General features: G+C 67.6%; 27 protein-coding genes, 2 tRNA genes and 2 pseudogenes. 13 read left to right on the top strand and 18 right to left on the bottom strand.

Annotation, left to right across the window (positions count from 1 at the left end; genetic code table 11):
* Positions 1-10 precede the first annotated feature (10 nt).
* On the top strand, positions 11-1288 hold the full coding sequence (locus tag OG225_RS01530; protein WP_405180086.1) for an APC family permease: 1278 nt from the start codon (positions 11-13) through the stop codon (positions 1286-1288).
* Here OG225_RS01530 and OG225_RS01525 read toward each other — a convergent pair.
* From OG225_RS01525 to OG225_RS01510, 4 genes and pseudogenes are all read right to left on the bottom strand, one after another.
* Positions 1262-1714, bottom strand: a complete 453-nt coding sequence (locus OG225_RS01525) for an arsenate reductase ArsC (protein ID WP_405183154.1) — start codon at positions 1712-1714, stop codon at positions 1262-1264. The genes OG225_RS01530 and OG225_RS01525 overlap by 27 nt on opposite strands.
* A 285-nt stretch (positions 1715-1999) precedes the next feature.
* A pseudogene (locus OG225_RS01520) lies at positions 2000-2500 on the bottom strand (aquaporin); the annotation flags it as partial.
* Entirely contained in the window at positions 2497-2871 is a 375-nt protein-coding gene (locus OG225_RS01515) for a metalloregulator ArsR/SmtB family transcription factor (protein WP_405183153.1), read from the bottom strand. The gene OG225_RS01515 and the pseudogene OG225_RS01520, both read right to left, overlap by 4 nt.
* A gap of 71 nt (positions 2872-2942) precedes the next feature.
* Positions 2943-3464 (bottom strand): ArsI/CadI family heavy metal resistance metalloenzyme, encoded by a 522-nt coding sequence (locus OG225_RS01510; RefSeq protein ID WP_405180085.1) that lies wholly within the window; start codon positions 3462-3464, stop codon positions 2943-2945.
* Positions 3465-3563: 99 nt separating this feature from the next.
* Between OG225_RS01510 and OG225_RS01505 the strand changes: the two genes are divergently transcribed.
* Positions 3564-3923, top strand: a complete 360-nt coding sequence (locus OG225_RS01505; protein WP_216913467.1) for an Rv2640c family ArsR-like transcriptional regulator — start codon at positions 3564-3566, stop codon at positions 3921-3923.
* 212 nt (positions 3924-4135) lie between these two features.
* Positions 4136-5440, top strand: a complete 1305-nt coding sequence (locus OG225_RS01500) for a cytochrome P450 (protein ID WP_405180084.1) — start codon at positions 4136-4138, stop codon at positions 5438-5440.
* 399 nt (positions 5441-5839) lie between these two features.
* Here OG225_RS01500 and OG225_RS01495 read toward each other — a convergent pair whose 3' ends face one another.
* The 3 genes from OG225_RS01495 to OG225_RS01485 form a co-directional block, all read right to left on the bottom strand.
* Complete coding sequence (locus OG225_RS01495) at positions 5840-6217, bottom strand: hypothetical protein (protein ID WP_405180083.1); 378 nt, start codon at positions 6215-6217, stop codon at positions 5840-5842.
* Positions 6218-6445: 228 nt separating this feature from the next.
* Positions 6446-6519 (bottom strand) — tRNA-Pro (locus OG225_RS01490).
* A gap of 44 nt (positions 6520-6563) precedes the next feature.
* Positions 6564-6637 (bottom strand) — tRNA-Gly (locus OG225_RS01485).
* 548 nt (positions 6638-7185) lie between these two features.
* On the opposite strand from OG225_RS01485, the gene OG225_RS01480 reads away from it, so the two are divergent.
* Positions 7186-8139, top strand: a complete 954-nt coding sequence (locus OG225_RS01480; protein ID WP_216913473.1) for a GGDEF domain-containing protein — start codon at positions 7186-7188, stop codon at positions 8137-8139.
* Between the two features lie 228 nt (positions 8140-8367).
* Here OG225_RS01480 and OG225_RS01475 read toward each other — a convergent pair whose 3' ends face one another.
* Together OG225_RS01475 and OG225_RS01470 are read right to left on the bottom strand one after the other, a co-directional pair.
* Positions 8368-9183, bottom strand: coding sequence for an Fpg/Nei family DNA glycosylase (locus OG225_RS01475; protein ID WP_405180082.1), 816 nt, complete (start codon positions 9181-9183; stop codon positions 8368-8370).
* Positions 9184-9188: 5 nt separating this feature from the next.
* Positions 9189-9656: a ribose-5-phosphate isomerase gene (locus OG225_RS01470; protein WP_405180081.1), complete on the bottom strand. Its 468-nt coding sequence runs from the start codon at positions 9654-9656 to the stop codon at positions 9189-9191.
* Between the two features lie 63 nt (positions 9657-9719).
* Here OG225_RS01470 and OG225_RS01465 point away from each other — a divergent pair, with 63 nt between their 5' ends.
* Positions 9720-10907, top strand: coding sequence for a M48 family metallopeptidase (locus OG225_RS01465; RefSeq protein ID WP_405180080.1), 1188 nt, complete (start codon positions 9720-9722; stop codon positions 10905-10907).
* A 117-nt stretch (positions 10908-11024) separates the two neighbouring features.
* Here the strand turns inward: OG225_RS01465 and OG225_RS01460 are convergent, their stop codons facing one another.
* Positions 11025-11669 (bottom strand): disulfide bond formation protein DsbA, encoded by a 645-nt coding sequence (locus OG225_RS01460; protein ID WP_109523871.1) that lies wholly within the window; start codon positions 11667-11669, stop codon positions 11025-11027.
* Between the two features lie 211 nt (positions 11670-11880).
* Between OG225_RS01460 and OG225_RS01455 the strand changes: the two genes are divergently transcribed.
* The 4 genes from OG225_RS01455 (at position 11881) to OG225_RS01440 (ending at position 15395) form a co-directional block, all read left to right on the top strand.
* Positions 11881-13113, top strand: coding sequence for an NAD(P)/FAD-dependent oxidoreductase (locus OG225_RS01455; protein WP_405180079.1), 1233 nt, complete (start codon positions 11881-11883; stop codon positions 13111-13113).
* Positions 13114-13219: 106 nt separating this feature from the next.
* Positions 13220-13618, top strand: coding sequence for a YciI family protein (locus OG225_RS01450; protein ID WP_405180078.1), 399 nt, complete (start codon positions 13220-13222; stop codon positions 13616-13618).
* A 23-nt stretch (positions 13619-13641) separates the two neighbouring features.
* A complete protein-coding gene (locus OG225_RS01445; protein WP_405183152.1) occupies positions 13642-14862 on the top strand; it encodes an RNA polymerase sigma factor in 1221 nt (406 codons plus the stop codon).
* A 50-nt stretch (positions 14863-14912) separates the two neighbouring features.
* Positions 14913-15395: an NUDIX domain-containing protein gene (locus OG225_RS01440; RefSeq protein ID WP_405180077.1), complete on the top strand. Its 483-nt coding sequence runs from the start codon at positions 14913-14915 to the stop codon at positions 15393-15395.
* Positions 15396-15399: 4 nt separating this feature from the next.
* On the opposite strand, the gene OG225_RS01435 is transcribed toward OG225_RS01440, so the two are convergent.
* Positions 15400-16224, bottom strand: a complete 825-nt coding sequence (locus tag OG225_RS01435; protein WP_405180076.1) for a phosphoribosylaminoimidazolesuccinocarboxamide synthase — start codon at positions 16222-16224, stop codon at positions 15400-15402.
* 191 nt (positions 16225-16415) lie between these two features.
* On the opposite strand from OG225_RS01435, the gene pepN reads away from it, so the two are divergent.
* Positions 16416-19004, top strand: coding sequence for an aminopeptidase N (gene pepN / locus OG225_RS01430; RefSeq protein WP_405180075.1), 2589 nt, complete (start codon positions 16416-16418; stop codon positions 19002-19004).
* Positions 19005-19083: 79 nt separating this feature from the next.
* Here pepN and OG225_RS01425 read toward each other — a convergent pair whose 3' ends face one another.
* The 4 genes from OG225_RS01425 to OG225_RS01410 form a co-directional block, all read right to left on the bottom strand.
* Positions 19084-19548 (bottom strand): DUF5130 family protein, encoded by a 465-nt coding sequence (locus OG225_RS01425; protein WP_405180074.1) that lies wholly within the window; start codon positions 19546-19548, stop codon positions 19084-19086.
* Entirely contained in the window at positions 19535-19810 is a 276-nt protein-coding gene (locus OG225_RS01420) for a hypothetical protein (RefSeq protein ID WP_405180073.1), read from the bottom strand. The genes OG225_RS01425 and OG225_RS01420 overlap by 14 nt, the downstream gene beginning before the upstream one ends.
* Positions 19811-19878: 68 nt before the next feature.
* Entirely contained in the window at positions 19879-21501 is a 1623-nt protein-coding gene (locus OG225_RS01415; protein WP_405180072.1) for an alpha-amylase family glycosyl hydrolase, read from the bottom strand.
* 237 nt (positions 21502-21738) lie between these two features.
* Complete coding sequence (locus OG225_RS01410; protein WP_216913492.1) at positions 21739-22143, bottom strand: globin; 405 nt, start codon at positions 22141-22143, stop codon at positions 21739-21741.
* 218 nt (positions 22144-22361) lie between these two features.
* On the opposite strand from OG225_RS01410, the gene OG225_RS01405 reads away from it, so the two are divergent.
* Entirely contained in the window at positions 22362-23084 is a 723-nt protein-coding gene (locus OG225_RS01405; protein ID WP_254190239.1) for an HNH endonuclease, read from the top strand.
* Between the two features lie 3 nt (positions 23085-23087).
* On the opposite strand, the gene OG225_RS01400 is transcribed toward OG225_RS01405, so the two are convergent.
* Positions 23088-23654, bottom strand: coding sequence for a helix-turn-helix domain-containing protein (locus OG225_RS01400; protein WP_216913495.1), 567 nt, complete (start codon positions 23652-23654; stop codon positions 23088-23090).
* 78 nt (positions 23655-23732) lie between these two features.
* Between OG225_RS01400 and OG225_RS01395 the strand changes: the two are divergent.
* Both OG225_RS01395 and OG225_RS01390 read left to right on the top strand, forming a co-directional pair.
* Positions 23733-24383: pseudogene (locus tag OG225_RS01395) on the top strand (AzlC family ABC transporter permease); the annotation flags it as partial.
* A 275-nt stretch (positions 24384-24658) separates the two neighbouring features.
* The gene (locus OG225_RS01390; RefSeq protein ID WP_405180071.1) at positions 24659-24970 is read left to right on the top strand and encodes an AzlD domain-containing protein; all 312 of its coding nucleotides are present in this window, start codon (positions 24659-24661) and stop codon (positions 24968-24970) included.
* A gap of 164 nt (positions 24971-25134) precedes the next feature.
* Here OG225_RS01390 and OG225_RS01385 read toward each other — a convergent pair whose 3' ends face one another.
* Positions 25135-25803, bottom strand: a complete 669-nt coding sequence (locus OG225_RS01385) for a hypothetical protein (protein WP_405180070.1) — start codon at positions 25801-25803, stop codon at positions 25135-25137.
* Between the two features lie 69 nt (positions 25804-25872).
* Entirely contained in the window at positions 25873-26331 is a 459-nt protein-coding gene (locus tag OG225_RS01380) for an acyl-CoA thioesterase (RefSeq protein ID WP_405183151.1), read from the bottom strand.
* Between the last annotated feature and the right edge of the window lie 101 nt (positions 26332-26432).

Genomic DNA, 26432 nt, shown 5'->3' with positions numbered 1-26432 from the left:
ACGAACGCCGATGAACGGCAAGGACCATCGCGCGCCGGATGAGCTGCGTCGCACCCTGGGGCTGAACGACGCGGTGATGGTCGGGCTCGGCTCGATGATCGGGGCGGGGATATTCACGGCGCTGGCTCCCGCCGCCCGAGCGGCCGGGTCGGGGCTGCTGCTCGGCGTGGCGATAGCGGCCGTCGTCGCGTTCTGCAATGCCACGTCCTCGGCGCGATTGGCCGCCAGGTACCCGTCCTCGGGCGGAACGTACGTGTACGGACGCGAGCGGCTCGGGGAATTCTGGGGGTACCTTGCCGGGTGGTGTTTCGTGGTCGGCAAGACCGCGTCGTGCGCCGCGATGGCGCTGACCGTCGGCGTGTACCTGTGGCCGGAACACGCGCACGCTGTCGCGGTGGCGGCGGTCGTCGCGGTGACCGCGGTCAACTATCGCGGCGTGCAGAAGTCGGCCCTGGTCACCCGGGTGATCGTGGCGATCGTGCTCGCGGTGCTGGTCTCGGTGCTCGTCGCGGCGTTCACCAGCGCGAACGCGGACACCGCACGACTGGAATTCGCCTCCGACATCACCGTTTTCGGGGTCATGCAAGCGGCGGGTCTGCTGTTCTTCGCCTTCGCCGGATACGCGCGGATCGCCACGCTCGGTGAAGAGGTGCGCGATCCGGTGCGCACGATTCGGCGCGCGATCCCGCTCGCACTCGGCATCGCCCTGCTCGTGTACGCGGCCGTGGTGATCGCGGCGCTGCTGGTACTCGGCCCCGAGGGGTTGTCACAGGCGAGCGCACCGCTGACGGAGGTGGTGCGGGCGGCGGATGCCGCGTGGCTGCGACCGGTCGTGCGATTCGGCGCCGTGGTGGCCGCGCTCGGATCGCTGCTCGCGTTGATCCTCGGCGTCTCGCGCACCGTGCTGGCGATGGCTCGCGACCGGCATCTGCCCCACGCGTTGGCGGCGGTGCACCCGCGGTTCACCGTCCCGCACCGTGCCGAGGTCACGGTCGGCGCGGTGGTGGCGGTCGTGGCCGCGACCGCCGATGTCCGTGCCGTTATCGGGTTCTCGTCCTTCGGTGTCCTGCTCTATTACGCCGTCGCCAACGTGTCCGCGTGGACACTGACCGCCTCCGAGGGACGTCCGGTGCGGGCGATACCGGTGGCCGGATTGCTGGGCTGTCTGGTCCTCGCCTTCACGCTGCCGCTGCCGTCGGTGCTGACAGGCGCGACGGTCGTCGCTCTCGGCGCGGCGATCTACTCCGCTCGCAAACGAATCTCACGTTCGAGCGCGGCGCCCCGATAGCCCGGTCGGCGAATCTCTCGGCGCCACGGGCAGGAGTTCGGCGATGAGTCCTTCGACCACGGCGCGTATCTCGTCGCGGATCGGCCGCACCCCGGCGAGATCTCGTCCGGCGGGGTCATCGAGTTTCCAGTCGCGGTAGTCGGTGCCGGGAAAGTAGGGGCAGGCGTCCCCGCACCCCATAGTGATCACGACATCGGAGTCCCGCACGACATCGGGGGTGAGGACCTTCGGTAGTTCGGCCGTGATGTCGATGCCGATCTCGGCCATCGCCGCGACGGCGACCTGGTTGATCCGGTCGGCGGGCATGGATCCGGCGGAGCGGACCCGGATGCGGTCGCCCGCGAGATGGGTGAGGAACGCGGCGGCCATCTGTGATCGGCCCGCGTTGTGAACACAGACGAACAGCACACCGGGCGTGGAAACCATGCGAGAAACAGCCTTCGGGTCGGAGGTGGGGCCGGGTTCGACGCGGGGTTCGTCGGCCGTGGCGACGTCGTCGCCGGTGTCGGCCGCCGCGGTGGTGACGGGAGTGGCCGGATAGAGCAGCGTCGTCAGAGCGAGCCCGATCCCCGCCCCGACGAACTGGGCGGCGACGAATCCGGGTACCGAGGTCGGGGCGATTCCGGCGAAGGTGTCGGAGAAGACGCGGCCGATGGTGACGGCGGGGTTGGCGAACGAGGTCGAGCTGGTGAACCAGTACGCCGCCCCGATCCGCCCGGCGACCGCGGCCGCCGACAACGCCGCACGCCCGCTGCGGGCAAGGGCGAAGATCACCACGATCAGCCCCGCGGTGGCGACGACCTCGCCGAGTAGATGACCGACGGTGACCCGGTGCTCGGTCGAGATCCCGATCGCAGGCAGGTCGAACATCGCGTTGGCCAGCATCGCGCCCGCGACCGCGCCCAGAATCTGCGCGGCGATGTATCCGCCGAGCGCCGGGTATCCGTCGATCGCCGTGGCGGTCCCGTGGCGACGCCCGGTCAGCCAGTCCGCCACGGAGACGACGGGGTTGAAATGCGCGCCGGACACCGGCCCGAACACCAGGATCAGTACCGCGAGCCCGAACACGGTCGCGATCGAGTTCTCCAGCAATCGCAGCCCCGCGTCACCGGGCGACAGCCGCTCGGCCGCGATCCCGGACCCGATCACGACCGCGACCAGCGACCCGGTGCCGACGAATTCGGCCAGCAATCGCCGTGCCGAATCTCTCACCGGGACACCCCGGCGGGGTTCGCACCGTCGAGCAGCCGGGAAGGCCTGCCGAGGGTGGCGGGTTCTATCCGGTAGTACACCCAGGACCCGCGCCGCTCACTGCTGAGCAGGCCGCTTTCGCGCAGCACCTCGAGGTGGTGCGAGATGGTCGGCTGGCTGACGTCGAACCCGGCCGAGCTATCGCAGACGCAGGCTTCTCCGCCCGCGTGACTGGCCACCAGCGACAACAACCGCAACCGCACCGGATCGGCCAGGGCCTTGAACATCGCGGCCGCCTCGGTGGCCGCCGACGCTGTCAGCGGCTCCCGGATCAGGGGTGTGACCTCACACGCGGGTGAGGTCACGTCGGTCAACGGCAATGGATTCGATATCCATCGATATTGATGGATATCGAATCCGAGGGCAAATGAACACCCGACGAACACACCCCGGCGCGGCTCGGTCAGCGGCAGCAGGTGGCGCCCGAAGCGACGGCGTCACTCTTGGCATCGGCACCGCAGCACGCCCCCTCCGCCGTGGCCTCCTCGGCGGTGCCGCAGCACACCGCGACGGCCTGCGCGTCGTCGACGGAGGCGAACTCCGGGGCGGTGCCGAAGGATTCGGAATCGGCGAGCACGGTGTACACCTCCCACCGCTCGGCATCGGGGCCGGTGACCCACACCTTGTCCTGGGTGGCGAAACAACATGTGGTCGCGATCTGCTCCTCGGTGAACAACCCCGCCTCCGACAGGCGGGCGATCTCGCCGTGGACCTCCCCCGAGGTCTCGACCTCGACGCCGAGATGGTTCACGGTGCCGCCCAGGCCCGCGTTCTCGAGCAAGACCAGTTTCATCGGCGGCTGCGCGACAACGAAATTCGCGTAGCCGGGCTTGCGCTTGGCCGGTGCGACGTCGAACAGCGTCGAATAGAACGCGACAGCCCGATCGAGATCGTCGACATTGAGGGCGAGTTGGATGCGAGACATGACGATACCTCCACTTGTGAGACATATGTCGAAGAACTGACAGCTCCGAGTATCACCACTTCTTCGACATATGTCAATAAGGTTGGTAGTATCGATGTCATGCCCAAGGCGTTGCCCGTGATCGACATGTCCGCCCCCGTCTGCTGCGCCCCCGTCGCCGCGGGCCCGATCGATGACGCCGCCGCCCTCGAGGTCGCACTGCGCCTCAAGGCGATCGCCGACCCCGTCCGGGTCAAACTCATGTCCCTGCTGCTGACGAGCGCGTTCGGCGAGGAGAACAGCGGCGACCTCGCCGCCGCCGTCGCGGTATCGGAATCCACCGCCTCCCACCACCTGAAGGTGTTGCGCGAGGCCGGACTGGTGGAATCCGAACGACGCGGCATGAACACCTTCCACCGGGCTCGCCGCGACGCGCTGTCCGCGCTCTGCGTGGTCCTCGACCCGAACTGCTGCCGCTGATACGGCCACCCCGGATTCGCCCGCCGCAGCGGCCAATCCCGGTCCGACACTGCGGGATCGACGCGTGAGGTCCGTCCCCGCGATCCGCACGCCACGCGGGCTGTGCCTTTACCACGAATAGCTGCCTGGATCCCACCCCGGGAGTTCCGCGCGACCTGTGATATTCGTAACCTCCGAAGGGGTTGCGACGGTTCGGCGATGGAAGGGGCTCGATGAAACCGCAGTACGCGTACCGGTGGGTCAACAATCACGGGGTGATCCGCCTGTTCAAGAAGGCGCTGATCCGTCGTGGCGACGTGTTCGCGCGGTTGAACTGCAGCGCGGAGGGCATCGAGAATCCGTACGCGCTGATCGAGGAGATGCGCGGCACGGGCGGATTACCACGGACCTTCCCGGTGTGGACCGCCTTCGATCACGAGATGGTCCGGGATATCCTGCGCGACAATCGCTTCGGAGCCGGGGTGCCGACCGTGCTCGGCATGCCGAGACTCGTGCGACGTCTGCTCGCGCGCAGGCCGGTCCCACCCAACCCGGTGGACGCACCGTCGATGCTGGTGATCGACCAGCCCGAACACACACGGATGCGAAAACCGGTCACCGCCGCCTTCACCCCGCGTGCCGTCGCCCGACTCAGCGATCGGATCGAGACGGTCACCGAAGAACTGCTCGCCGCGCTCCCCGACGACGGCCCGGCCGACCTGATGGCGCAGTACGCGGCCCAGGTGCCCATCGCCATCATCTCCGAGATGCTCGGCTTCCCCGATTCCGACCGCGAGATGTTCCTGCACTGGGGCGACGACATCAGTCCGCTGTTCGACATCGGGATCTCCTGGCAGACCCACCAGCGGGCGATGGAATCCTCGGAGCGGCTGCACCGCTATCTCCTCGAGCATGTCGAGCGCCTGCGCGTCGAACCCGGCGACGACATCCTGAGCAGTCTGGTCACCGCAGGCGATCTGTCCACCTACGAACTGTGCGCGTCGGCGACCCTGCTGATGGCGGCGGGCTTCGAGACCACCGTCAACCTCATCGGCAAGGGCGTCATCTGGCTGCTCCGCCACCCCGATCAACTGGACCGGCTGCGCGTCGAACCGGAACTGTGGCCCAACGCGGTGGAGGAGATCCTGCGGATCGATCCGCCGGTGCAGACCACCGGCCGCACCACCCGCACCACGCTGGAGATCGGCGGCACCCGATTGCACAAGGGCTCGATCGTGATGCTGTCGCTGGCGGGCGCCAACCGTGACCCCGCCGTATTCACCGACCCGGACCGTTTCGACATCACCAGGGAGAACGCCAAGAATCACCTGTCGTTCAGCAGCGGCATCCACGTCTGCCTCGGAGCCGGTCTGGCCCGCATGGAAGCCGTACACGCCCTGCGCGCCCTCTTCGAGGCGTTCCCCGACCTGCGACTGACCGATCCGCCCACCCGTCGCCCCCTGTTCACCCTGCACGGCTACAAACACCTCCCCGTGCACACCGGTCCGCGCGTGCGCGGACGCCAGCCCATCGGCTGACCCACACCCGCGGGGTGAATCGGCAGCCCCGAACCGGATACGTCGCGGTTCGGACTCCGCGGCAGCCCTCCGGAATTCGGTCGACCCGCTCGGCCCGGACCGCGCTCAACGGCGAGCGCCGACCCGGCCCTTCGTCGGGCGCGGCGGATGTCGCCGACTACTCGGAGCCGGATTGCCGTGACTCACGAGGGCGAAACCCACTCTTCGCGCGGAAATGCCGCGACGGCATCCGCTTCGGCGACGTCGCAGCGCGCAGACTCCTCAGAGCCGGCCACTTTTCGTTCACCGAGCACTGCCGGGCACTTCCTCAGCCGTCCCCGACTCGCTCTCCCGCAACTGCCCACCCAATCCGCCGGGCATCGTTCGTGGGGCCTGGCTGCGGGTGCGCATCGAAACAGATCACCAGGGAAACTCGCCGATCTCGAGCTCCCGCCACACCGCACAGTCCACCGAACCATCCGCCGGAACCTCGTATGCCGCGTCGTCGTCATCCCAGTAGTACCGCTCGCGGGCTTCCCGATGCAGGTCGAAATTATCTTGAACGGCACCGCATGCCGCGCAGTGGGACGCGATCCCGTTCACCGAGGGTGCCAGACAGTCGGCGATGTCAGCCTTGTCCGCCGCGACGAGTAGGCACTTCGCCACTTCCACGGCCTGGTCGCCGGTCTTGTAGTCCCGCAGGCGTTCACTGGTCAGTCCCAGGACGCACACGGTCGATTCATGACACTTCCAACATCCCCAGGTCAACCCGACAACACGCACCGCGACCTCAGCCATCGAATCCTCCCTGATCAGCCTCGACACCGAGGTTGCCAGGTCGCACCCACAACAAGCACGAATAAACTGCTGAACAAAATCTGACGAAAACAGACGTTCACGGCACCTTGCGACGGGGCATCATCCGGTCGCGAAAGCCGGTCGATTCCGGTATCGAGCGGTGACCGCCCCGACTTGCCGAAGGTTGTCGCTCGGCCCCTGATCAGGGCCGGAAGAATCGAAACTGTGTCGGGGTGACAGGATTTGAACCTGCGACCCTCCGCTCCCAAAGCGGATGCGCTACCAAGCTGCGCTACACCCCGTGACCTCGTCGCGGATCGGCCGACGTCGAGGATGAATTACTGCGTGGAGCGGGTGACGGGAATCGAACCCGCACCATCAGCTTGGAAGGCTGAGGTTCTACCATTGAACTACACCCGCAGGCATACGACACCGATGGGATCGCCACGATGCCGTGTGCGCACCGACTGTACCGAATCCCCCCGGCAAAATGCCAATCGCCCCCTTTCCGGCGCCCGTGTGGCAGATCGTCGGGATGTCCGATGGCGTAGATAGGTCACAAGCCCCCGGATCGGGCGCGGGTGTGTCACGCTGATTCACACTGGGGATCACGGGGTGCACACCGGACACCGGGCTGAGAACAACTCTGTTCTCAGCACACGATCGGCGTGTCACGGCGCGACTCTCCAGCGAACCGGAATTGACGTGTAACAACCGGGCGCCCGAAACGATCACACATCCGATCGCCGCTCGCCAAGGACCGAAAACTCGTTGTTAAACGCCGTTTTTCAGGCCCGAGTGGCTTGCTAGGATCCTTTTTGCCGGACGGGGGTATCTGGAAAGGGGGCGGTGAACGTGCACCGAGCTCGGTGGGCCCAACCGCATAGCAGTAGTGATCGGGGTGAGGCCGGCACCTGTGCTCGCACAGGGCACCCGGGTACCGACGTCACCCGCGCCGGGTGAGTACGATGCCAGCGGACATCGAACCACCCGTCGGCGCGATGGCGCGCGCCTGGGCACGTGCGGTCTGCGCGGAGCCCGGCTCCCACACGTCACCGCAGCACTTGGAACCGGTCCTGATCCAGATCGTGGGCAGGCTACTCGAGCTGGCCAGATCCGAACCGTTCCCCGTCCCCGAGGCGAGGCAGCTCGGCGCGCTGCTCGCGGAACCGCCCTTCGAGCGGACCAGGATGCTGGCCCAGGCCAGTCGTTGGCTGCTCGGTTTCCCCTCTGGCAGACCGGGATCGCTGGTCGCCACCCGCTGGCCGTTCATCGCCAGCCAGGCCATCGACAGCTATGCCCAGGCCCTCCAGGAACGTGCGCTCGACCAGCAGAAGCACAAGATCTCCGCGCAGGTGTCCCAGCGCGTCCAGGAGATCGCCGCGCTCCAGCATCGGCTGCGGCACGAGGCGACCCACGACGCGCTCACCGACCTCGCCAACCGCACCCTGCTCCAGGACAAGGTGGCGCGCATGGCGGCGGACCCGAACAGCGATGTCGGGCTGCTGCTCATCGATCTGGACCGGTTCAAGCAGATCAACGACGGATACGGGCACGCGGTCGGCGACGAGGTGCTCGTCGAACTGGCCAACCGGCTGCGTGAGACCTGTCCGCCCGACACGGTGATCTGTCGTTACGGCGGTGACGAATTCGTGCTCGCGGTCAACCGCGATTACCACACGGTGGCCGAGATCGCGCACCGGATCGTGCTGGCACTGCGCGATCCGGTGTGGTCGACCGCGGGGCCGGTCCCGGTATCCGCCAGCGTCGGCACCGCCCACAATCCGCCCGGTACCCGGTGCGATTTCACGGATCTGCTTCGTCGCGCCGATCGAGCGATGTACTCGGCCAAAACAGCGGGTGGCCGCCGCTTCGCCTTCTCGGACTCCGACGACCCGGAGATCGACGCCGTCGCAGGTTGATCTCCGGTACGAATGCCATCGACGCCGCGGGCGCGCTGCCGCCGCCGTACCGGGCGGGAGTAATCGACTACCGCACGGACTGTTTCGGCCCGCAGTGGCACGCTGAGCCCCATTCAATGCCCGTCCGCCGGGCAGCACCACCGCTTCGATCCGCGCCCAACGACGACCGCTCGCGTTCGACCGCTCACGGACATCACCGCCGCCACGCGACCGCGCCTCGGGCGACCGTCACCCGGGCTGACAGCCCGGACACCAGAACAGATTTCGACCTTCCAGCACCGCGTGCACCACCATCGCACCGCAGACCCGGCAGGCGGCGCCCGCGCGCCGGTAGACGTAGGTTCTCGGCCGGTCCGGCGCGTAGGACGGCTCGCCGTGATCGTGTTCGGCCCGCACCACGTGCATGAGACCGGTCGCCACGCCCACGGGCATCAACTCCACCAGATCGGCCCAGATCGCGCCCCACTCCTCGGCGCTCACCCCGCTACCCGGCCGGTACGGCGAGATCCCGTGCCGGAAAAGCACTTCGGCCCGGTAGACGTTGCCGACACCGGCGATCACCGCCTGGTCCATCAGCAACGCGCCGATCGGCCTGCGCGAGCGGCGGATCCGTCGCAGGGGTTGCTCCGGATCGGCGTCCGCGCGCAGCGGATCGGCGCCGAGCCGACCGGCCAGCGCTTCCACCTCGGGTGGGGTGAGGATCTCGCAGGCGTTGGGGCCGCGCAGATCGGTCCCGAAACCGGAGTCGCCGCGCTCACCCGCACCGATCATCCGCATCCTGACCTGACCGACCGGTGCGGCCATCGGCAGATTCGAGTCGTAGAACTTCCCGTAGAGACCGAGGTGGATATGCACCGTCACACCGGACTCGTAGTGGTGCAGTAGATGTTTCCCGTGCGCCTCGGACCCGGTCAGCACCCGCCCGTCGATCAGCGCCGCGCCCTCGGCGAACCTGCCCTGCGGGCTGGACACCCGCACCGCTGCGCCGACGAACCGCTCGCGGTGCAGCAGCGCCAGCCGATGCAGGGTGTGCCCTTCCGGCATGCGGATCAGCCGATGGCGGGCGGAACGCCGGTCTTCTCGTATTCGGCGAGGATGTCGATGCGGCGCTGATGACGTTCCTCGTCCGACCACGAGGCCGACAGGAACGCGTCGACGATGGCGAGGGCTTCCTCGGTGCTGTGCATCCGGCCACCGACACCGATCAGCTGGGCGTTGTTGTGCTGACGCGCCAACTGGGCGGTCTCGACGCTCCAGGCAAGCGCGCAGCGAGCGCCGGGCACCTTGTTGGCGGCGATCTGCTCGCCGTTGCCGCTGCCGCCGAACACCAGGCCGAGGCTGCCGGGATCGGCCACCGTGCGCCGGGCCGCCTCGATGCAGAAGGCGGGATAGTCGTCGAGTGCGTCGTACTCGAGGGCGCCGCAGTCGATGACCTCGTAGCCCGCCTGCTCGAGATGGGCCTTGACGTGATTCTTCAGTTCGAAACCGGCGTGATCGGCACCCAGGTATACGCGCATGGAGGCGATTCTCTCAGGCTCGTTAACGGCGGCGACGTGAGGGGATGAATAGAGTGCATGACCATGCAGTCCGATGACCTTCCACTGTCGAAACCGCACCCGGAACCCGATGGCGAACAGGGCGGTTCGAATCTGGTGACGGGTCTGGCCGGCTGGAATCCGGCGGTCGGCCCGCCGGGATGGGTGCCGGGATACCAGACGCCCGCGCCGACCGGCGGTCCCCCGGCCGGGCCGACCCAGCACACCCGAGGCCTCTCGCCGTTCGGCATGCCGGCGCGGCACATTCTCGAGATACCGCTGCTGACGGTCGTCGTGGTGCTCACGGCGCTGTTCTTCGCGCTCGGAGTGCTGCTGACCGCGCTCGGCTCGATCCCGTTCCAACTCTCGGCCCCGCTTCTCCTCGCGCCGCTGATCCTGTGGTTACAGCGCGGCATGCTCTTCGCGAGCCTGCGCACGAGCGGGGTGAAGATCACGCCGTCCCAGTTCCCCGACGCGCACCGGATGGTGACCGAGGCCGCGGCCCGGTTCGGTATGACGACGGTCCCCGACGCGTACGTGGTGCTCGGCAACGGCGCGATCAACGCCTTCGCCTCGGGGCACGGATTCCGGCGTTTCGTCGCGGTCAACAGCGATCTGTTCGAAATCGGCGGCGCCGCACGCGATCCCGACGCGCTGGCGTTCATCATCGGGCACGAGGTGGGACATATCGCGGCGGGCCACGTCTCCTACTGGCGCTGGCTCGGCATGTACACGGTGCCGTATCTGCCCATCCTCGGCGGATCGTTGCAGCGCGCGCAGGAGTACACCGCCGACAACCACGGTTACTGCTTCCGCCACCGGGGCGCCTCGGGCGCGATGCGCACCCTCGCCGGGGGCAAGTACCTCAACGCGCTGGTCGGGTACGACGAGATGGCCGATCGCGCGCCCGTGGAACGCGGCTTCTTCGTGTGGCTCTACAACGGTCTCGTCAGCCATCCGGTGCTGACCTGGCGCATGTGGGCGCTGCGCGACCGGAGCAGGCACGGGAACCTGCTGTGGCGGCCGAATCGTAAGGTCGTGCTTCCGCCGAACGCCGGGTTCCTGCCGCCCGCAGGTGCTTTCCCGCCGCCGGGCGGCAATTTCCCTCCGCATGGCGCGGTTCCGCCGCAGGGCGGGCCTCCGCAACAGGGCGGGGTTGCACAGCAGGGCGGGATTCCGCGGGGCGGCTATCCGCCGCACGGGACCTACCCGCCGCCGAACCAGTACCCGTAGTCGGGCTTATCCCAGTCGGGAGCGGCCCAATTCCGAGAGCGGCGGGGCAGTCTCGGCGCGGCGCGCTCCCCGGCACCCACCGTGGTGTGGCGGCACCGCCGCCACACCACTACCCGGTCAGTGGAATTCCGGGTTCTCGGTCCTGGTCCGCTTCAACTCGAAGAAGTGCGGGTAGGACGCCAGCGCGACCACGCCGTCCCACACCTTGCCCGCGTCCTCGCCGCGCGGAATGCGCGAGAGCACCGGACCGAAGAAGGCGATCCCGTTGACGTGGATCGTCGGCGTGCCGACATCGGGGCCGACCTTGTCCATACCGGCGTGATGACTCACCCGCAGCGCCTCGTCGTATTCGGTGCTCTCGGCGGCCTTCGCCAGATCGGCAGGCAAGCCGACCTCGGCGAGCGAGTCGGCGATGACGGCGGCCAGCGATTCGGCGCGCGTCGGACGCTCGTACTCGTCCTTGCGCTCGTGGATGCGGGTGCCCAGCGCGGTGTAGAGCGGGGACAGCACCTTGTCGCCGTGCTGTTGCGCGGCGGCGATCGCCACGCGCACCGGACCCCATCCGGTCGCCAGCAGTTCTTTGTACTGATCGGGCAGGCCCTCGCGATCCTCGTTGAGCACCGACAGGCTCATGACGTGGAAGTTCGCGTCGATATCGCGGACCTTCTCGACCTCGAGGATCCAGCGGGAGGTGATCCAGCACCACGGGCACAGTGGGTCGAACCAGAAGTCGGCAACGTCTCTCTTCGCCGTGTCGGTCACGGGTGGTCCTCTCGATTCGCGTGCTAGGAGGCGGCGATCACAGCGCCGCTATATGGAGCAACCATGTCGTCCCACGATTCGTTCCCACGCCGCGGATTTCTCGCCGATGTCCGGATCCGCGATCGGGCGCGAACGATGTCAGTAAGCTCGATGGGCAGGAAACCGGTTCCCACGAGTCCCGAACGCGGGGCTCCGAGACAAGGAGTCCGCAATGACCTCGCAACGTCGTTTCGTCATCGTCGGTGGTGGCCTCGCAGCGGCCAAACTCGCCGAAGCCCTGCGGGACAACGATTTCGACGGCACGGTGACCGTCTTGTCCGCCGAGGAACATCTGCCGTACGAGCGGCCACCGTTGTCGAAGGAACATCTGCTCGGCAAGAAAGCCCTCGACGAATTCACCGTCGATCCGGCCCAGTGGTACCGCGACCACCACATCGATCTCCGGCTCGGCACCACCGTCACCGCGATCGACCGAACCGCGAAGACCGTCACGCTGCCGGACGGGTCGACCCTCGATTACGACAAACTGGCGCTCGCGACCGGTTCGACACCGCGTAAGCCGCCGCTGACCGGCATCGACGCGCCCAATGTGTACACCTTGCGCACGATCGGCGATTCCGACACCCTCATCGAACTGTTCAACCAGAGCGACAGCCTCGCCATCGTCGGCGCGGGCTGGATCGGCCTGGAAGTGGCCGCGGCGGCACGCGGCGCCGGACTCGACGTCACGATCGTCGAATCCGCGGAGCAGCCGCTGCTCGGCGCGCTCGGACCGGAGATGGGGGCGGTCTTCGCCGACCTGCACACCTCTCACGGCGTCGATCTGCGGCTGGGCACCCAGGTCACCGAGATCACCACCCACGACGGCGGTGAGGCCCAACTGGCCGATGGTTTGCGGCTCGGCGACGGCAGCACCGTCACCGCGGACGCGATCCTGGTCGTGGTGGGCGCGCGGCCGAATATCGAACTCGCGGCCGATGCCGGTCTCGCGGTCGACGGCGGCGTACTCGTGGACGCGAATCTGCTGACCAGTGATCCGGATATCGTCGCCGTCGGCGATATCGCCGAACAATCCCATCCGCTGCTGAATCGCCGGATCCGGGTGGAGCATTGGGCCAACGCGCTCAACCAGCCCGCCGTGGCCGCCGCGACCATGCTCGGCAAATCGGCGTCCTACGACCGGTTGCCCTATTTCTTCACCGACCAGTACGACCTGGGAATGGAGTACACCGGATACGCCGCGCCGGGCGATTACGACCGGGTGGTGGTGCGCGGCGACACGTCCACGCGGGAATTCGTCGCGTTCTGGCTCGACTCGGACAACCGGGTGCTGGCCGGGATGAACGTCAACGTGTGGGATGTGACCGACCGGATCAAGGAACTCGTCGCCGCCGGTGACCCCGTCGATCCGGAAGAACTGGCCGATACCTCCACGCCTCTGTGATACATATCACTCCGCGTGATCGGCGGGTACGTCGAGAGCGCGGGGCCGGTTCCGACCTACCGTCGAGAGCGTCTCGTGGACGCGCCGACCGGCAAGGAGCCGAACCGTGAAATACATGCTGCTGAAGACCTACAGCGAAGCCGCGAACTGCGACATCCCGATCAACGAATGGTCGCCCGAGGACATCGTGGCGCATATGGAATTCCAGAAGGCGCTCGGCGAACAACTCACCCGCTCCGGCGAACTGGTCGACGCCCAGGGACTGGCAGGCCCCGACGAGGCCCGCGTGGTGAATTCCGACGGACGTTCGGCGCCGGTGGTCACCGACGGTCCGTTTCCCGAGACCAAGGAATTCCTGGCCGGATATTGGATTGTCGATGTAGACAGCCCGGAGCGCGCGATCGAGATCGCCGCGCAGGCCTCGGCGGCGCCCGGTCCCGGCGGTGCCCCGATCGGGGAACGCATCGAGGTGCGGGCGGTCATGAGCGCGCCCGCCGGCCAGTAACCGGCCCCGCACCGGTGACCGAGATCGTTTCGCGGGCGTCGGAGGACCTGCTGCGTGAGTTCGCGCCGCATGTCCTCGGCACCCTGGTCCGGCGTTTCGGTTATTTCGACACCGCCGAGGACGCGTTGCAGGAGGCGCTGCTGGCCGCGGCGACGCAGTGGCCAGGTGACGGCGTGCCGGAGAATCCGCGCGGCTGGCTGATCCAGGTGGCGCAGCGGCGCATGGCCGACGCGATTCGCGCGGAGGTGGCACGCAGGCGCAGGGAGAGCACCGTCGCCGATCGCGAGGTGACCGATCAGGAGACGATCGACCGAGACGACACCCTGGCCACCTATTTCCTGTGCTGCCACCCCGCGCTGAGCTCGGCCAGTTCGATCGCGCTGACACTGCGCGCGGTCGGCGGGCTGACCACCGCCGAGATCGCGCACGCCTTCCTGCTGCCGGAAGCGACCATGGCGCAGCGGATCTCGCGCGCGAAGAAACGCTTGTCGACGCTGGACCGGCCGTTCGCCCGGCCCGGCGACGCGGCATGGCGGGAACGCCTCGGCCCGGTCCTGCACGTGCTGTACCTGATCTTCACCGAGGGACACACCCGCAGCGCCGGACCCGATCTGCATCGCACCGATCTGTCCGGCGAGGCGATCCGGCTGACCCGTGCCGTCCACCGTTTGCTACCCGATGACACCGAGGTGACCGGTCTGCTGGCCCTGATGCTGCTCACTGACGCCAGGCGCGCGGCCCGCACCGGTCGGTACGGGGAGTTGATCCCGCTCGCCGAGCAGAACAGGGCGCTGTGGAATCGGGCCGATATCGGCGAGGGGATCCGGCTGACCACGGGCACACTCGCCCACGGCCTGTCCGGTCCGTACCAGGTGCAGGCGGCGATCGCGGTCCTGCACGCCAAGGCATTACGGGCCGACGACACCGACTGGCCGCGCATCCTCGACCTGTACACCCTGTTCGAGCACTTGGCTCCCAACCCGATGGTGACGCTCAACCGTGCCGTCGCGGTCGCGATGGTGCACGGCCCGGCCGCCGGACTCGCCGTCGCCGACACCCTGGACAAATCGCTGGCCGACAACCATCGGCTCGACGCGGTGCGCGGTCACCTGCACGAGATGGCGGGCGACCGGACGGCCGCCGTCGACGCCTACACGGCCGCCGCGCGACGCACCACCAGCACCCCGGAACGCGACTACCTGACCCTGCGGGCCGCGCGGCTGCGCGAGCGACACCCCGGCTGACGGCACAGGGCGGCCGCGCGACGCGCGACGCGAACGGGCAGACTGCTCGCGTGGCAGACAAAACCAGTGCGGGGGTACTTCTGTTCCGTCGCGGCGCGGACGGCACCGAAGTCCTCATCGGACATATGGGTGGGCCGTACTTCGCCCGCAAGGACGACGGCGCGTGGTCGATCCCGAAGGGCGAGTACGTGGCGGGCGAAGAGGACGCCCGCGCCGCCGCGAGCCGCGAATTCACCGAAGAGCTGGGACTTCCCGTGCCCGAGGGCGAATGGATCCCGCTCGGCGACGTCCGCTACGGCAGCGGCTCCCACAGCAAGACCGTCACGGTGTGGGCGGTCGAGGGCGATCTCGATCCGAGTCTGGTGGTGCCGGGCACGTTCGAGATGGAGTGGCCGCCGCGGACCGGGCGGATGGCCGAATTTCCGGAGATCGATCGCGCCGACTGGTTCGACCTGACCACTGCCAACGACAAGCTGGGCAAGGGCCAGCGCCCCTACCTGGACCGCCTCGCGCGGATACTGCGCGGCGAGTAGCCAGTCAGCCCCAGGTGCGGCCGGTGATGAGTTCGTAGGCTTCGGCGTACTTGCGGCGCGTCACCTCGACGATATCGGCGGGGATCTCGGGGCCGGGCGGTTCCTTGTCCCAGCCGGTCGAGGTCGCCCAGTCGCGGACGAACTGCTTGTCGAACGAGGGCTGGGTCCGGCCCGGTTCCCACTGGTCGGCGGGCCAGAAACGCGAAGAATCCGAGGTCAGCACCTCGTCACCGAGGGTGAACACGTCACCGTCCCAGCCGAATTCGAATTTGGTGTCGGCGATGACGACCCCGGCCTTCGCCGCGTGCTCGGCACCGCGCAGGTAGATGTCGAGGGTGGTGTCGCGCAATTTCTCCGCGACCTCGCGCCCCTCCTGATTCACCACGTCGGCGAAGGTGATGGGTTCGTCGTGACCCACCGAGGCCTTGCTCGTCGGCGTGAAGATCGGTTCGGGCAGTTTGTCGCCGTCGCGCAGGCCGGGCGGCAGCGCGATCCCGGACACGGCGCCCGTGCTCAGGTACTCCTTCAACCCGCCACCGGTCAGATATCCGCGGGCGATGCATTCGACCTGGATCATCTTCAGCGGTTTCACCCGGATGCCGCGGCCTGCGAATTCGTCCGGCACGTCGGTGGCCGAGACCACGTGATTGGGCACATCGGAGAAATAGTCGAACCACCAGTTCGACAGCTGGGTGAGCAGCGTGCCCTTGCCCGGTATCGGCGTCGGCAGGACCACGTCGTACACCGAGACCCGATCGGAAGCGACGAGCAGCAGGGTGTCGCCGTCCTCGTACAGGTCGCGCACCTTCCCGGCGTGCACATGCTTCAACGTCGAGCCTCCGAATCCGTTGCTGATGAACCTGCGCTGCACACGAACAATACCGCCGTGGCGGCAACGGCTGGACGACGTGGCCCCCGTTCGGACCGATAGTGTTGGCGGAGAAAGTCCCGCACGAGCGGCCACGCAGTGGTGGCATTGTGGGTGCTGCCCGTGCCGTTCTTCGACCACGAAGGAGACTCATGTCCGCACCCAACCTGACTCGCGAACAGGCGATCGAACGCGCAGCGACAGTGCAGGTCGAGAACTACCGCATCGAACTCGATCTGACCGACGGTTCGGGCAAACCGGGCGAACAGACCTTCTCCTCGCGCACCACCGTCACCTTCACCGCGACGCCGGGCGCGAGCACATTCATCGATATCGTCGCCCGCCAGGTGCGCGGCGCGGTACTCAACGGCGACCCGGTCGATGTGTCGGGCTACGACGAGTCGACCGGACTCACGCTCACCGGCCTGGCCGAACGCAACGAACTGGTCATCGAGGCCGACTGCGAGTACTCCCACACCGGTGAGGGCCTGCACCGTTTCGTCGATCCGACCGACGACGCGGTCTATCTCTACTCGCAATTCGAGACCGCCGACGCCAAGCGCATGTTCGCCTGCTTCGACCAGCCCGATCTGAAGGCCACCTTCGATATCTCGGTAACCGCCGCGCCGGACTGGAAGGTCATCTCCAACGGCGCGACCGTCGAGCCCGCCGAGACCACCGCCGCCGAACCCGGCCACCACCGGTTCCGCACCACACCGCGTCTGAGCACCTACCTGGTCGCTCTCATCGCGGGTCCGTACGCGGAGTGGACCGACGTCTACACCGACGATCACGGCACCATCCCGCTCGGCATCTACTGCCGCGCGTCACTGGCCGGACATATGGACGCCGAGCGCCTGTTCACCGAGACCAAACAGGGTTTCGGTTTCTACCACGCCAATTTCGGCGTGCCCTACGCCTTCGGCAAATACGACCAGCTCTTCGTCCCCGAATTCAACGCGGGCGCGATGGAGAACGCGGGCGCGGTGACCTTCCTGGAGGATTACGTCTTCCGGTCCAAGGTGACCAGGGCCTCCTACGAACGTCGCGCCGAAACCGTGCTGCACGAGATGGCGCACATGTGGTTCGGCGATCTGGTCACCATGAAGTGGTGGGACGATCTGTGGCTCAACGAGTCCTTCGCCACCTTCGCGTCGGTGCTGTGCCAGTCCGAGGCGACCGAATACACCAATGCCTGGACCACCTTCGCGAATGTGGAGAAGTCCTGGGCCTACCGCCAGGATCAGCTGCCCTCGACCCACCCCATCGCCGCCGATATCCCCGATCTGGCGGCCGTCGAGGTCAACTTCGACGGAATCACCTACGCCAAGGGCGCTTCGGTCCTGAAACAACTCGTCGCCTACGTGGGACTCGAACCGTTCCTCGCCGGACTGCGCGCATATTTCGCCGACCACGCCTACGGCAACGCGACCTTCGACGACCTGCTCGCGGCGCTGGAGAAATCCTCGGGCCGCGACCTGTCGACCTGGGGCGCGCAATGGCTCAAGACCACCGGCCTCAACATTCTGCGTCCCGATTTCGACGTCGACGCCGACGGTCGCTTCACCCGGTTCTCCGTCGTCCAGGAAGGCGCGCATCCCGGCGCCGGTGAGCAGCGCGTCCACCGGCTCGCCATCGGCGTCTACGGCGAGCGGGACGGAAAACTGGTGCGCACCAACCGGGTCGAACTCGATCTCGAGGCGGCCGAGCGCACCGATGTGCCCGAACTGGTCGGCGTGGAGCGCGGACAGTTCGTCCTCGTCAACGACGACGACCTCACCTACTGCTCGGTGCGGCTCGACCCGGATTCGCTCGACGTCGTCCTGCATCGCATCCACGAGATCGTCGAACCGCTGCCGCGCACGCTGGCCTGGTCGGCGGCGTGGGAGATGACCCGGCAGGCCGAGATGCGGGCGCGCGATTTCGTCGCACTGGTCCAGCGCGGCGTCGGCGCGGAATCGGAAATCGGTGTGGTGCAACGCCTCCTGATGCAGGCGAACACCGCGATCGGCAGCTACGCCGATCCGGGCTGGGCGGCCGACAAGGGCTGGTCCGAATTCGCCGACACCCTGCTGGCGGCGGCCCGAGCGGCCGAACCCGGTTCGGATCACCAACTGGCGTTCGTCAACTCGCTGACCGCGGCGAAACTCGATCCGCGCCACACCGAGGTGCTGCGCGCACTGCTCGACACCGATCCCGCGGCGGCGGGGCTGAACGGTCTCGACATCGATACCGACCTGCGCTGGCGCATCGTGACCGCGCTGGCCGCCGCGGGCGATATCGACGGCGACGGCACCGAAACCCCGGTCATCGACCAGGAACTCGCCAACGATCCCACCGCGGCGGGTAAGCGGCAGGCCGCGGCGGCGGCCACCGCGCGCCCGATCGCCGAGGTCAAGGAACAGGCGTGGGCCACCGTGATGGGCGACGACGCCGTCCCCAACATCACCGCTCGTTCCATCGTCGGCGGGTTCGCCCCCGCGGGCCAGGGTGAGTTGCTCGAGTCCTATGTCGAGCGGTACTTCACCGATGTGCCGGGTGTCTGGGAGCGTCGCTCGAGCGAAGTGGCGCAGACGGTCGTCATCGGGCTGTACCCGTCGTGGGCCATCAGCGACGAGGCGGTCGCCATCGCCGACAAATTCCTGTCGGGCGACCACCCGCCCGCCCTGCGTCGCCTGGTCAGCGAGGGTAAGGCCGGCATCGAGCGGTCGCTGCGTGCCAGGGCCGCGGACGCCGAATAGGCACGAGGACGCGAAACGGGGTGAACCGGAAACGGCTCACCCCGATGAGCACACGAACGTGTACGGGTAAGAGCGGGTTTCAGCGCCTGAATTCGCCGACCATGACCTCGATCGCCGAAAGCAGTCCGTCGATCAGTTCGCCACGCTTGAACGATTCCCGCGCGGCGGTGGCGCCGAGCTGGCACATGCGGTCCTTGGCGCGTACCGGCACATCGATGCCCGCGCGGACCTCGATGGCCTTGTCGTTCGGCGAGACGGCGATCAGGACCGAACGCGCCGCCTCGGGCGTCGCGGGGAAGATCGCGTCCGCGCCCGTGGCCGAGTCCGACCCCAGATCGCCGATGTAGACGTTGAAACGCGTCTTCGTCGCCCTGGTCGCCTTGGTGAGCGCGTTGTCGATGGCGAGCCGTTCGTCGTCGCTGAACGGCACCTCCTTGAACACGTCACCGGCCTCGTGCACACCCGAGACCCGGCCGCTGCTGGTGAGGGCGTATCCGTGCGGCAGGTCGGATTCGACCACCGCGGGCCAATTAGAATTCGCCACTTGCCCGGCCTCCGATCAGATCCGCCGCGGCGGCTTCGATGGCCGCATGACCGCCATGCGACGCTTCGCCGTGGTGGCCGTGTCCGGTCACCTCGTCGGTGGCACTCCACAACACCGGCGGCTGGGTCCACTTCTGACCGAGGTCGAAATGGGCCGGTTTGTCACCAGCGAGTGGCTTGCCGAGATACGACAATCCGGCGATCGCGCCATAGATCACCAGCGGGATCGCGCCGAAGATCAGCACTGTCTCGAGAATGCTCACGGATCAACGGTATCCGATCGCCTGTAGTAGATCATCCACTGGTCGTACCGCGACGCGATCGTGTCTGTTCAGACCAGCCACGCGGCGGCATCCGGAGGCAGCTGACCGTTCTTCAGCGTCGCGCTGGCCAGCAGCAATTCACCGGGCGGCAGCGGGATCGGGGCGGTGGTGGCGTTGAGCACGCAAACCAGCCCCCCGGACCGCCGGAAGGCGAGACACCCCTTCGGGCTGCCGTACCACTCGATGCGCTCACCGGCGAACTCGGGGCGCGTCCCGCGCATCTCGATCGCCATCCGGTACAGCGACACCGTCGACCCGAGTTCCTCAAGTTGGGCCTCCACGGTCAGCCGCGCCCATTCCGCGGGTTCGGGCAGCCAGGACTGCGCCGCGGCGGTGAAACCGAACGGCGGGGTGTCGCCCTCCCACGGCAGCGGCACCCGGCAGCCGTCGCGCCCGCGATCGGTATGCCCCGAGCGCTCCCAGACCGGATCCTGTAGGACTTCCTCGGGCAGGTCGTCCACATTCGGCAGACCCAATTCCGATCCGTTGTAGAGGAAGACCGAGCCGGGCAGGGCGAGTTCGACCATCATCATCGCCTTGGCCCGTTCGACCCCGTCGACACCGCCGCCGTACCGGGTGACCTCGCGTTCGATGTCGTGATTGGACAGCGTCCAGGTCGGCGTCGCGCCCACCGGGGCCACCGCGGCGAGCGAGTGGTCGATGGCCGCGCGCACCGATTCGGCGTTGAACGCGGTTTCGGCGAGGCGGAAGTTGAAGGCCAGGTGTAGCTCGTCCGGGCGGACGTACTCGCCGAAGCGGACGTTGTCGTCGACCCACACCTCGCCGATGGAGACCGCGTGCGGATATTCGTCGAGCACCTTGCGGAAACGACGGTGGATCTCGTGCACGCCCGGGTTGTTGAAACGTGGATCGTCGTCGTCGTGCACCAGCATCTTGGTCGAGACGTTCGCCATGTCGGGCAATCCGGGCGGTTTGGCCATACCGTGCGCCACATCGATGCGGAATCCGTCGATCCCGCGGTCCAGCCAGAACCGCAGTGTCTGCTCGAAGTCGGCGACGACCTCGGGGTTCTCCCAGTTCAGATCGGGCTGTTCGGGCGCGAAGATGTGCAGGTACCACTGGCCGGGCGTGCCGTCGGGTTCGGTGACCCTGGTCCAGGCCGGTCCGCCGAAGATACTGGGCCAGTTGTTCGGCGGCTCCGAGCCGTCGGGCCCGCGACCGTCGCGGAAGATGTAGCGGGCGCGTTCTCCGCTGCCCGGTGCGGCCGTGCGCGCCGCGACGAACCACGGGTGCTGATCACTGGTGTGGTTGGGCACCAGGTCCATGGTGATCTTGATACGTCGCTCGTGCGCCTCGGCGATCAGGGCGTCCATCGCCGCCATCCCACCGAACAGCGGATCGATATCGCGCGGATCGGCGACGTCGTAGCCCCCGTCGGCCATCGGCGAGCGCATAACCGGACAGATCCACAGCGCGTCGACGCCGAGTAGTTCCAGGTAGCCGAGCTTTTCGCGGATGCCGCCGAGATCACCGACGCCGTCGCCGTCGGAATCGGCGAAGGATCGCGGGTAGACCTGATAGAACACGGCCGAGCGCCACCACGGTTGCGCGTCTCCGTCGGCCGGTTCGGTGCGATCCACCGGCGCCGGCACGGCTGGTGTGTGTGTCACATCCGTAATAGTGCCAAAGAATTTCGGTGAATTCCGTCAGGCAACGCCATGTTCACAGCATCCCGGCAAACCGTCAGCGTGTGCGTCGCCCTTTCGAAAAGCCTGCTACAGCCCAGCAATCGAACCGAACGGTCGAATCCGTACTGGTGGACCAGCGAATTCACCGCCACCGAACCGACGCGACCCACGTCACTTTCGGCAGCGGATGTCGCGTGCGCCACTCTTGCGCGCGCCATCTCAGAAGGGCGAGTTCATCAGAGAATTCGCGGCCATCTCCATGTAATCGAGCATCGCCTTGCGGTGTTCGTCGTCGAGTACATCGGGCTCGATCTCGGCGATACCGATGCGCATACACCGCAGCCAGGCGTCGCGCTCGATCGGACCGACCTTGAACGGATTGTGCCGCATCCGCAGCCGCGGATGACCGCGTTCGTCGGAGTAGGTGCGCGGGCCGCCCCAATACTGTTCGAGGAACATGCGCAGCCGCCGTTCGGCCGGGCCGAGATCCTCCTCCGGATACAGCGGACGCAGCACCTCGTCGGCGGCCACCTCGCGGTAGAAGGCCGCGACGACGCGCTGGAAGGTATCCGCACCGCCGACCGCGTCGTAGAATGACGTCGCCGTCTGCTCGCCCGTGCTCATCTGGTCCTCTCGATAGCCGGATGCACCGCCGTCCATTGTGCCCGCACGGCTGGTCGGGGCCACGCGGGCCGCCTCACACGGCTACCCGAAGGCACTTCAGCGGCAGTTAACCGAACATTGTGCGAAATCACCGTGCAATCGGCCTCTTTCCATGGTCAACTGATTGCAGGTTCAGCGGAATATCACATGATCTTGTCGATGACGAAATCGGGGTCCCCATGAAGCAGCGGCACGGCCGATCACACGAGGCCAGGGCGCACCGACAACTCCAGCCCGCCGACGTCCACAATCGTGGGTCGGGGGCTACTCCGCTGCATATCCTGTCCGACCATCATCCGGGCTCCCATCGCCCCGGTGAGACCGTTCATCACGGTCCACATCTGACTTCGGTCTCTTCCGAGACCATCAACGCCCAGACCATTCACTGGTTGAAGCGCCGGGTGCTGCTTCTCAATGCCACCTACGAGCCGCTCACCGCCCTGTCCGCACGCCGCGCCGTCGTCCTGCTCATCTGCGACAAGGCCGACGCCGTCCACCACAACGAGGAAAATCCGGTCGTGCATTCGGCCGAAGCGGCCGTCCCGGTCCCCTCGGTGATCCGCCTGCGCAACTACGTCCACGTCCCCTACCGCGCCCGCGTGCCGATGACGCGGGCCGCCCTGATGCACCGCGATCGCTACCGCTGTGGCTATTGCGGCGCGAAGGCCGAGACCATCGACCACGTCATCCCGCGTAGCCGCGGCGGCGAGCATTCCTGGGAGAACTGCGTCGCCAGCTGTGCTCCCTGCAACCATCGCAAAGCCGACAAAATGCTCAGCGAGCTGGGCTGGACGCTGCGATCGCCACTCGTCTCCCCGAAAGGCCCGCACTGGCGGCTGCTGTCGACCACCACCGACCTCGACCCCGTGTGGTTGCAGTACCTCGGCGAGGGCGCGGCCTGAGTCTCACGTGTATTCGATGACCAGCGTCGCCCAGGTGCCCGCTTCCAGCGCCTCGAAGACGTGCGGGGCGTCACCCGGGTAAGAGATGTAGTCACCCGGCCGCAGTTCCACCGGTGCGTCGGACGGGCCCGCCAGCGCACGGCCCGTGGCGAGCAGGATGTGTTCGACCACGCCGGGGGTGTGCGGGTCCGAGTCGCGGGCGTGGCCGGGCTCGGCGGTGATGCGGAACATGTCGCGGCGGGTGTTCGGCGGACCGGCCGCGAGCAGTGTGGCGCGATAGTCGGATCGCTCGGCCGCGACCACCGGCCCCTCCCCCGCGCGAATGACCGATACGGCGGGCCGCGGCGGGTCCAACAGCCGGGAGAACGGCATGTCGAGCGCGACGCACAGCGCCCACAGCGTCTCCAGACTCGGGTTACCACTTCCCGATTCCAATTGGGACAGTGTGGATTTCGCGATGCCCGCACGATTGGCGACCTCAGTGAGCGACAGCCCCGCCCTGGTTCGTTCCCGGCGCAGCGAGGCCGCGATCGCCGCCTGTGGCGTCGCCGTCGAGCCGTCCCGCGTCATTCCCACTCCCGTCGTGTTCGGAATCCGGTCCAGGAAACCACATTGACGAATCGTCCGCGTGCGTTCACCATAAGCTACATGCGTTCGATATGGCGAACACTCGGTCGGGACACGGTCTCGGGAATCGCGGCGGTACTCGTGGCCGTCGCGATGATCGGCGTCTCCTACGGTGCGACGGCCGTCGGCGCGGGATTCCCGGTCTGGCTGCCCGTCGTGCTCGGCGTCGTCGTCCTCGCCGGTGGTGCGGAATTCCTGTTCATCGGGATCATCGCCGCGGGCGGTAGCCCGGTCGCGGCCGTGCTGGCGGGACTGGTCGTCAATGCGAGACATCTGCCCTACGGGCTGTCGCTGCCCGAGGTGACCGGCCGCGGCTGGCGTCGCCTGCTCGGGGTCCATGTGATGAACGACGAATCCGTCGCCATGGCGCTGGCCCAATCCGATATCGAACGCAAACGCGCCGCGTACTGGCTCTGCGGGGTGGGAGTCCTGCTCGCCTGGCCCGGCGGCGCGGCCCTGGGCGCGCTGATCGGCAGCATCGTCCCCGACACCTCGGCCTTCGGGCTGGACGCGGTCTTCCCCGCGGTACTGCTCGCCCTGGTGATCCCCGCGCTGCGCGACCGGGACACCTTCGGCGCGGTCTGCGCGGGAGTGGTAGTAGCGCTCGCGACCTCCACATTCCTGCCGCCGGGGTTACCGGTGCTGTTCGCACTCTCCGGTGTGCTCGTGGCGGCGTTGACGCTGCGTCGCGGTGAGCGGGGCGAGGCGGTCGACGGCGGTCCTACGTCGGTCTGCGAACCCTCCGCACCCGTCGGGCGTTCCGCACCCCACGCCGAGCCGCGTGCGCCGTACGTCGGCCGCACCGAAGTGGCTACCGATTCCTCAACACTTGTCGAATATTCCACACGGCGCGGAGAGCGACGCGCACCGTTCGATCGTGATGCCGAGCCGGCCGGCTCCGACTCCTCGGCACGTCTGGAACGTTCCGCGCGACGCGGTGAGACCGCATGATGCCGACCGCGGGGATAGTCGCGCTCGCCGTCGGCACCTTCGCTTTCCGCTTGGCCGGGCCCGCGTTGCGCAGCCGCATCCGGTTTCCCGAACGTGCCGAGCGACTCCTGGAGATCGGGGCGGTGGTCCTGCTCGCGGCGTTGGTCGTGGTCACCACGCTGCCCTTCGGCACCGCGCAACTGGGAGTGGCGCTACCCGCCGGGGTCGTCGTCGGCGGTGTTCTCGCATGGCGGAGAGCGCCGCTGCTGGTGGTGATCGTGGCGGCGGCGGGGTGTACGGCGGCGCTACGACTGTTCGGAGTCGCTTGAGTCGGCGGCTCAGCTGCGAACCCCTCGGGATCGTTCCGACCTGAAATCTGAGCGGCCTACTCAGACAACTCGCGATCGTGCTGGCCTGGAAGCCGAACGGCCCGCTCAGGCAACTCGCGGTTCCGGGCTCCGGCGACCCTGGCGAACCACCGACAACTCCCCGATCAGCTCGGGGTCAGCGGGATCGCTCCGCCGCGACGACGGGCGACCGAGCCGTAGCGCGCGTCGATCCGCAACCATGTGTTGGTCGCCCGGACGCGGACGATCTCGCTGGGCGGGATGCGTCGAGCCTCGGTTCTGTCTCCCGAATGCGGGATGAAATCCATTGCGGTCAGGGCGAAGACGACACGCATCGGCACTTCGACCGAAACCGGGTCGGCCGACACCGTGAGCACCGTCTGATCCAGCAGCGAGGCGGGCGGGCCGTGCGAGCTGCCGTGTTCCTTGGCGAGTTGGGCACCGCGTTCCGCCAATTCGACCAGCGTGCGCGCGGGCACATCGTCGATGTGGGCGAATCCGTCGCTCGGCGGCAGCGCTCCGCGCCAGGCCGAATCCATCGAATAGCCGAGGTCGATCGGACTTCCGGAGCCGAGTCCGGCCAGCACCAGATCGGCTCCGACGGTGACATCGTCCACACCCAGTTCGGCCGACACCGTCCGCACGGCCAACGCCTCGAAACCGGTTGCCACCCACGCCGAGACAGAGGTGTCGCCGCGCCTACGCAACCGCACCACCGCCGCGACGTCGAGCCGGATCGCCCGGCTCAGGAAGGTGGCCAGATTCTCACGCTCGGCCGGATCACTGACATACAGCACCCGCTGCTCGGCCCTCACGGCAACTCCGCCCTCACGGGCGTCGCCGCCCTCACAACAACACTGTCGTCACGAAATCCTGAGCTCAGCTCACCTGTCCATCCACTCGGACAGATAGTCCCGCTCACCGTCGGTGAGCCTGCGCAGCCGCTGGGTCTCGATATCGAACGCCGCGATCTGGGTCGAGGCGACCACCGCGGGCGCGGAATCGGGGGCCGCGCCGTTGGCGCGCACCTCGTAGCCGACCGTGAAATCGACGGCACGCAATTGCTCGATCCACATGGCGATATCGAGCGGGGTGTCCTCGTGCCGCAACTGACCCCGGTAACGCACCCGCAGATCGGCCAGCACACAGCCCGCGCGCAGGGATTCGGTGGGACGTCCGTCCTCGAACAGCCACGGGATCCTGGCCTCTTCCAGCAGGGTCACCATGCGCGCGTGGTTGACGTGCTGGAACACGTCCATATCCGACCACCTGACTTCCACCCTGGCGTGAAAGCGCTTGGGTAGCAGCAGAGCGCTACCGTTGGCTTTTCCTTTACCGTTCACCGAACTCGTCACGTGGTACCTCCGATCGGGCGCCGATCTCGCGCCACACCCGTCTGCGACGTTGCAGAACAGGTATCACGGCGAGATCCTTCGGCACCGAA

The organism is Nocardia sp. NBC_01377 (assembly GCF_045040005.1).
Classification (GTDB): Bacteria; Actinomycetota; Actinomycetes; order Mycobacteriales; family Mycobacteriaceae; genus Nocardia; species Nocardia noduli.
Note: the sequence above shows the minus strand (reverse complement) of the source record. Positions and strands in the feature narration are given on the sequence as shown.

Excerpts from the sequence above, each read along its gene's own strand:
- OG225_RS01530 (WP_405180086.1), top strand. The coding sequence starts at position 11 with ATGAACGGCAAGGACCATCGCGCGCCGGATGAGCTGCGTCGCACCCTG.
- OG225_RS01525 (WP_405183154.1), bottom strand. The coding sequence starts at position 1,714 with ATGGTTTCCACGCCCGGTGTGCTGTTCGTCTGTGTTCACAACGCGGGC.
- OG225_RS01510 (WP_405180085.1), bottom strand. The coding sequence starts at position 3,464 with ATGTCTCGCATCCAACTCGCCCTCAATGTCGACGATCTCGATCGGGCT.
- OG225_RS01505 (WP_216913467.1), top strand. The coding sequence starts at position 3,564 with ATGCCCAAGGCGTTGCCCGTGATCGACATGTCCGCCCCCGTCTGCTGC.
- OG225_RS01500 (WP_405180084.1), top strand. The coding sequence starts at position 4,136 with ATGAAACCGCAGTACGCGTACCGGTGGGTCAACAATCACGGGGTGATC.
- OG225_RS01495 (WP_405180083.1), bottom strand. The coding sequence starts at position 6,217 with ATGGCTGAGGTCGCGGTGCGTGTTGTCGGGTTGACCTGGGGATGTTGG.
- OG225_RS01480 (WP_216913473.1), top strand. The coding sequence starts at position 7,186 with ATGCCAGCGGACATCGAACCACCCGTCGGCGCGATGGCGCGCGCCTGG.
- OG225_RS01475 (WP_405180082.1), bottom strand. The coding sequence starts at position 9,183 with ATGCCGGAAGGGCACACCCTGCATCGGCTGGCGCTGCTGCACCGCGAG.
- OG225_RS01470 (WP_405180081.1), bottom strand. The coding sequence starts at position 9,656 with ATGCGCGTATACCTGGGTGCCGATCACGCCGGTTTCGAACTGAAGAAT.
- OG225_RS01465 (WP_405180080.1), top strand. The coding sequence starts at position 9,720 with ATGCAGTCCGATGACCTTCCACTGTCGAAACCGCACCCGGAACCCGAT.
- OG225_RS01455 (WP_405180079.1), top strand. The coding sequence starts at position 11,881 with ATGACCTCGCAACGTCGTTTCGTCATCGTCGGTGGTGGCCTCGCAGCG.
- pepN (WP_405180075.1), top strand. The coding sequence starts at position 16,416 with ATGTCCGCACCCAACCTGACTCGCGAACAGGCGATCGAACGCGCAGCG.
- OG225_RS01410 (WP_216913492.1), bottom strand. The coding sequence starts at position 22,143 with ATGAGCACGGGCGAGCAGACGGCGACGTCATTCTACGACGCGGTCGGC.
- OG225_RS01405 (WP_254190239.1), top strand. The coding sequence starts at position 22,362 with ATGAAGCAGCGGCACGGCCGATCACACGAGGCCAGGGCGCACCGACAA.
- OG225_RS01400 (WP_216913495.1), bottom strand. The coding sequence starts at position 23,654 with ATGACGCGGGACGGCTCGACGGCGACGCCACAGGCGGCGATCGCGGCC.
- OG225_RS01390 (WP_405180071.1), top strand. The coding sequence starts at position 24,659 with ATGATGCCGACCGCGGGGATAGTCGCGCTCGCCGTCGGCACCTTCGCT.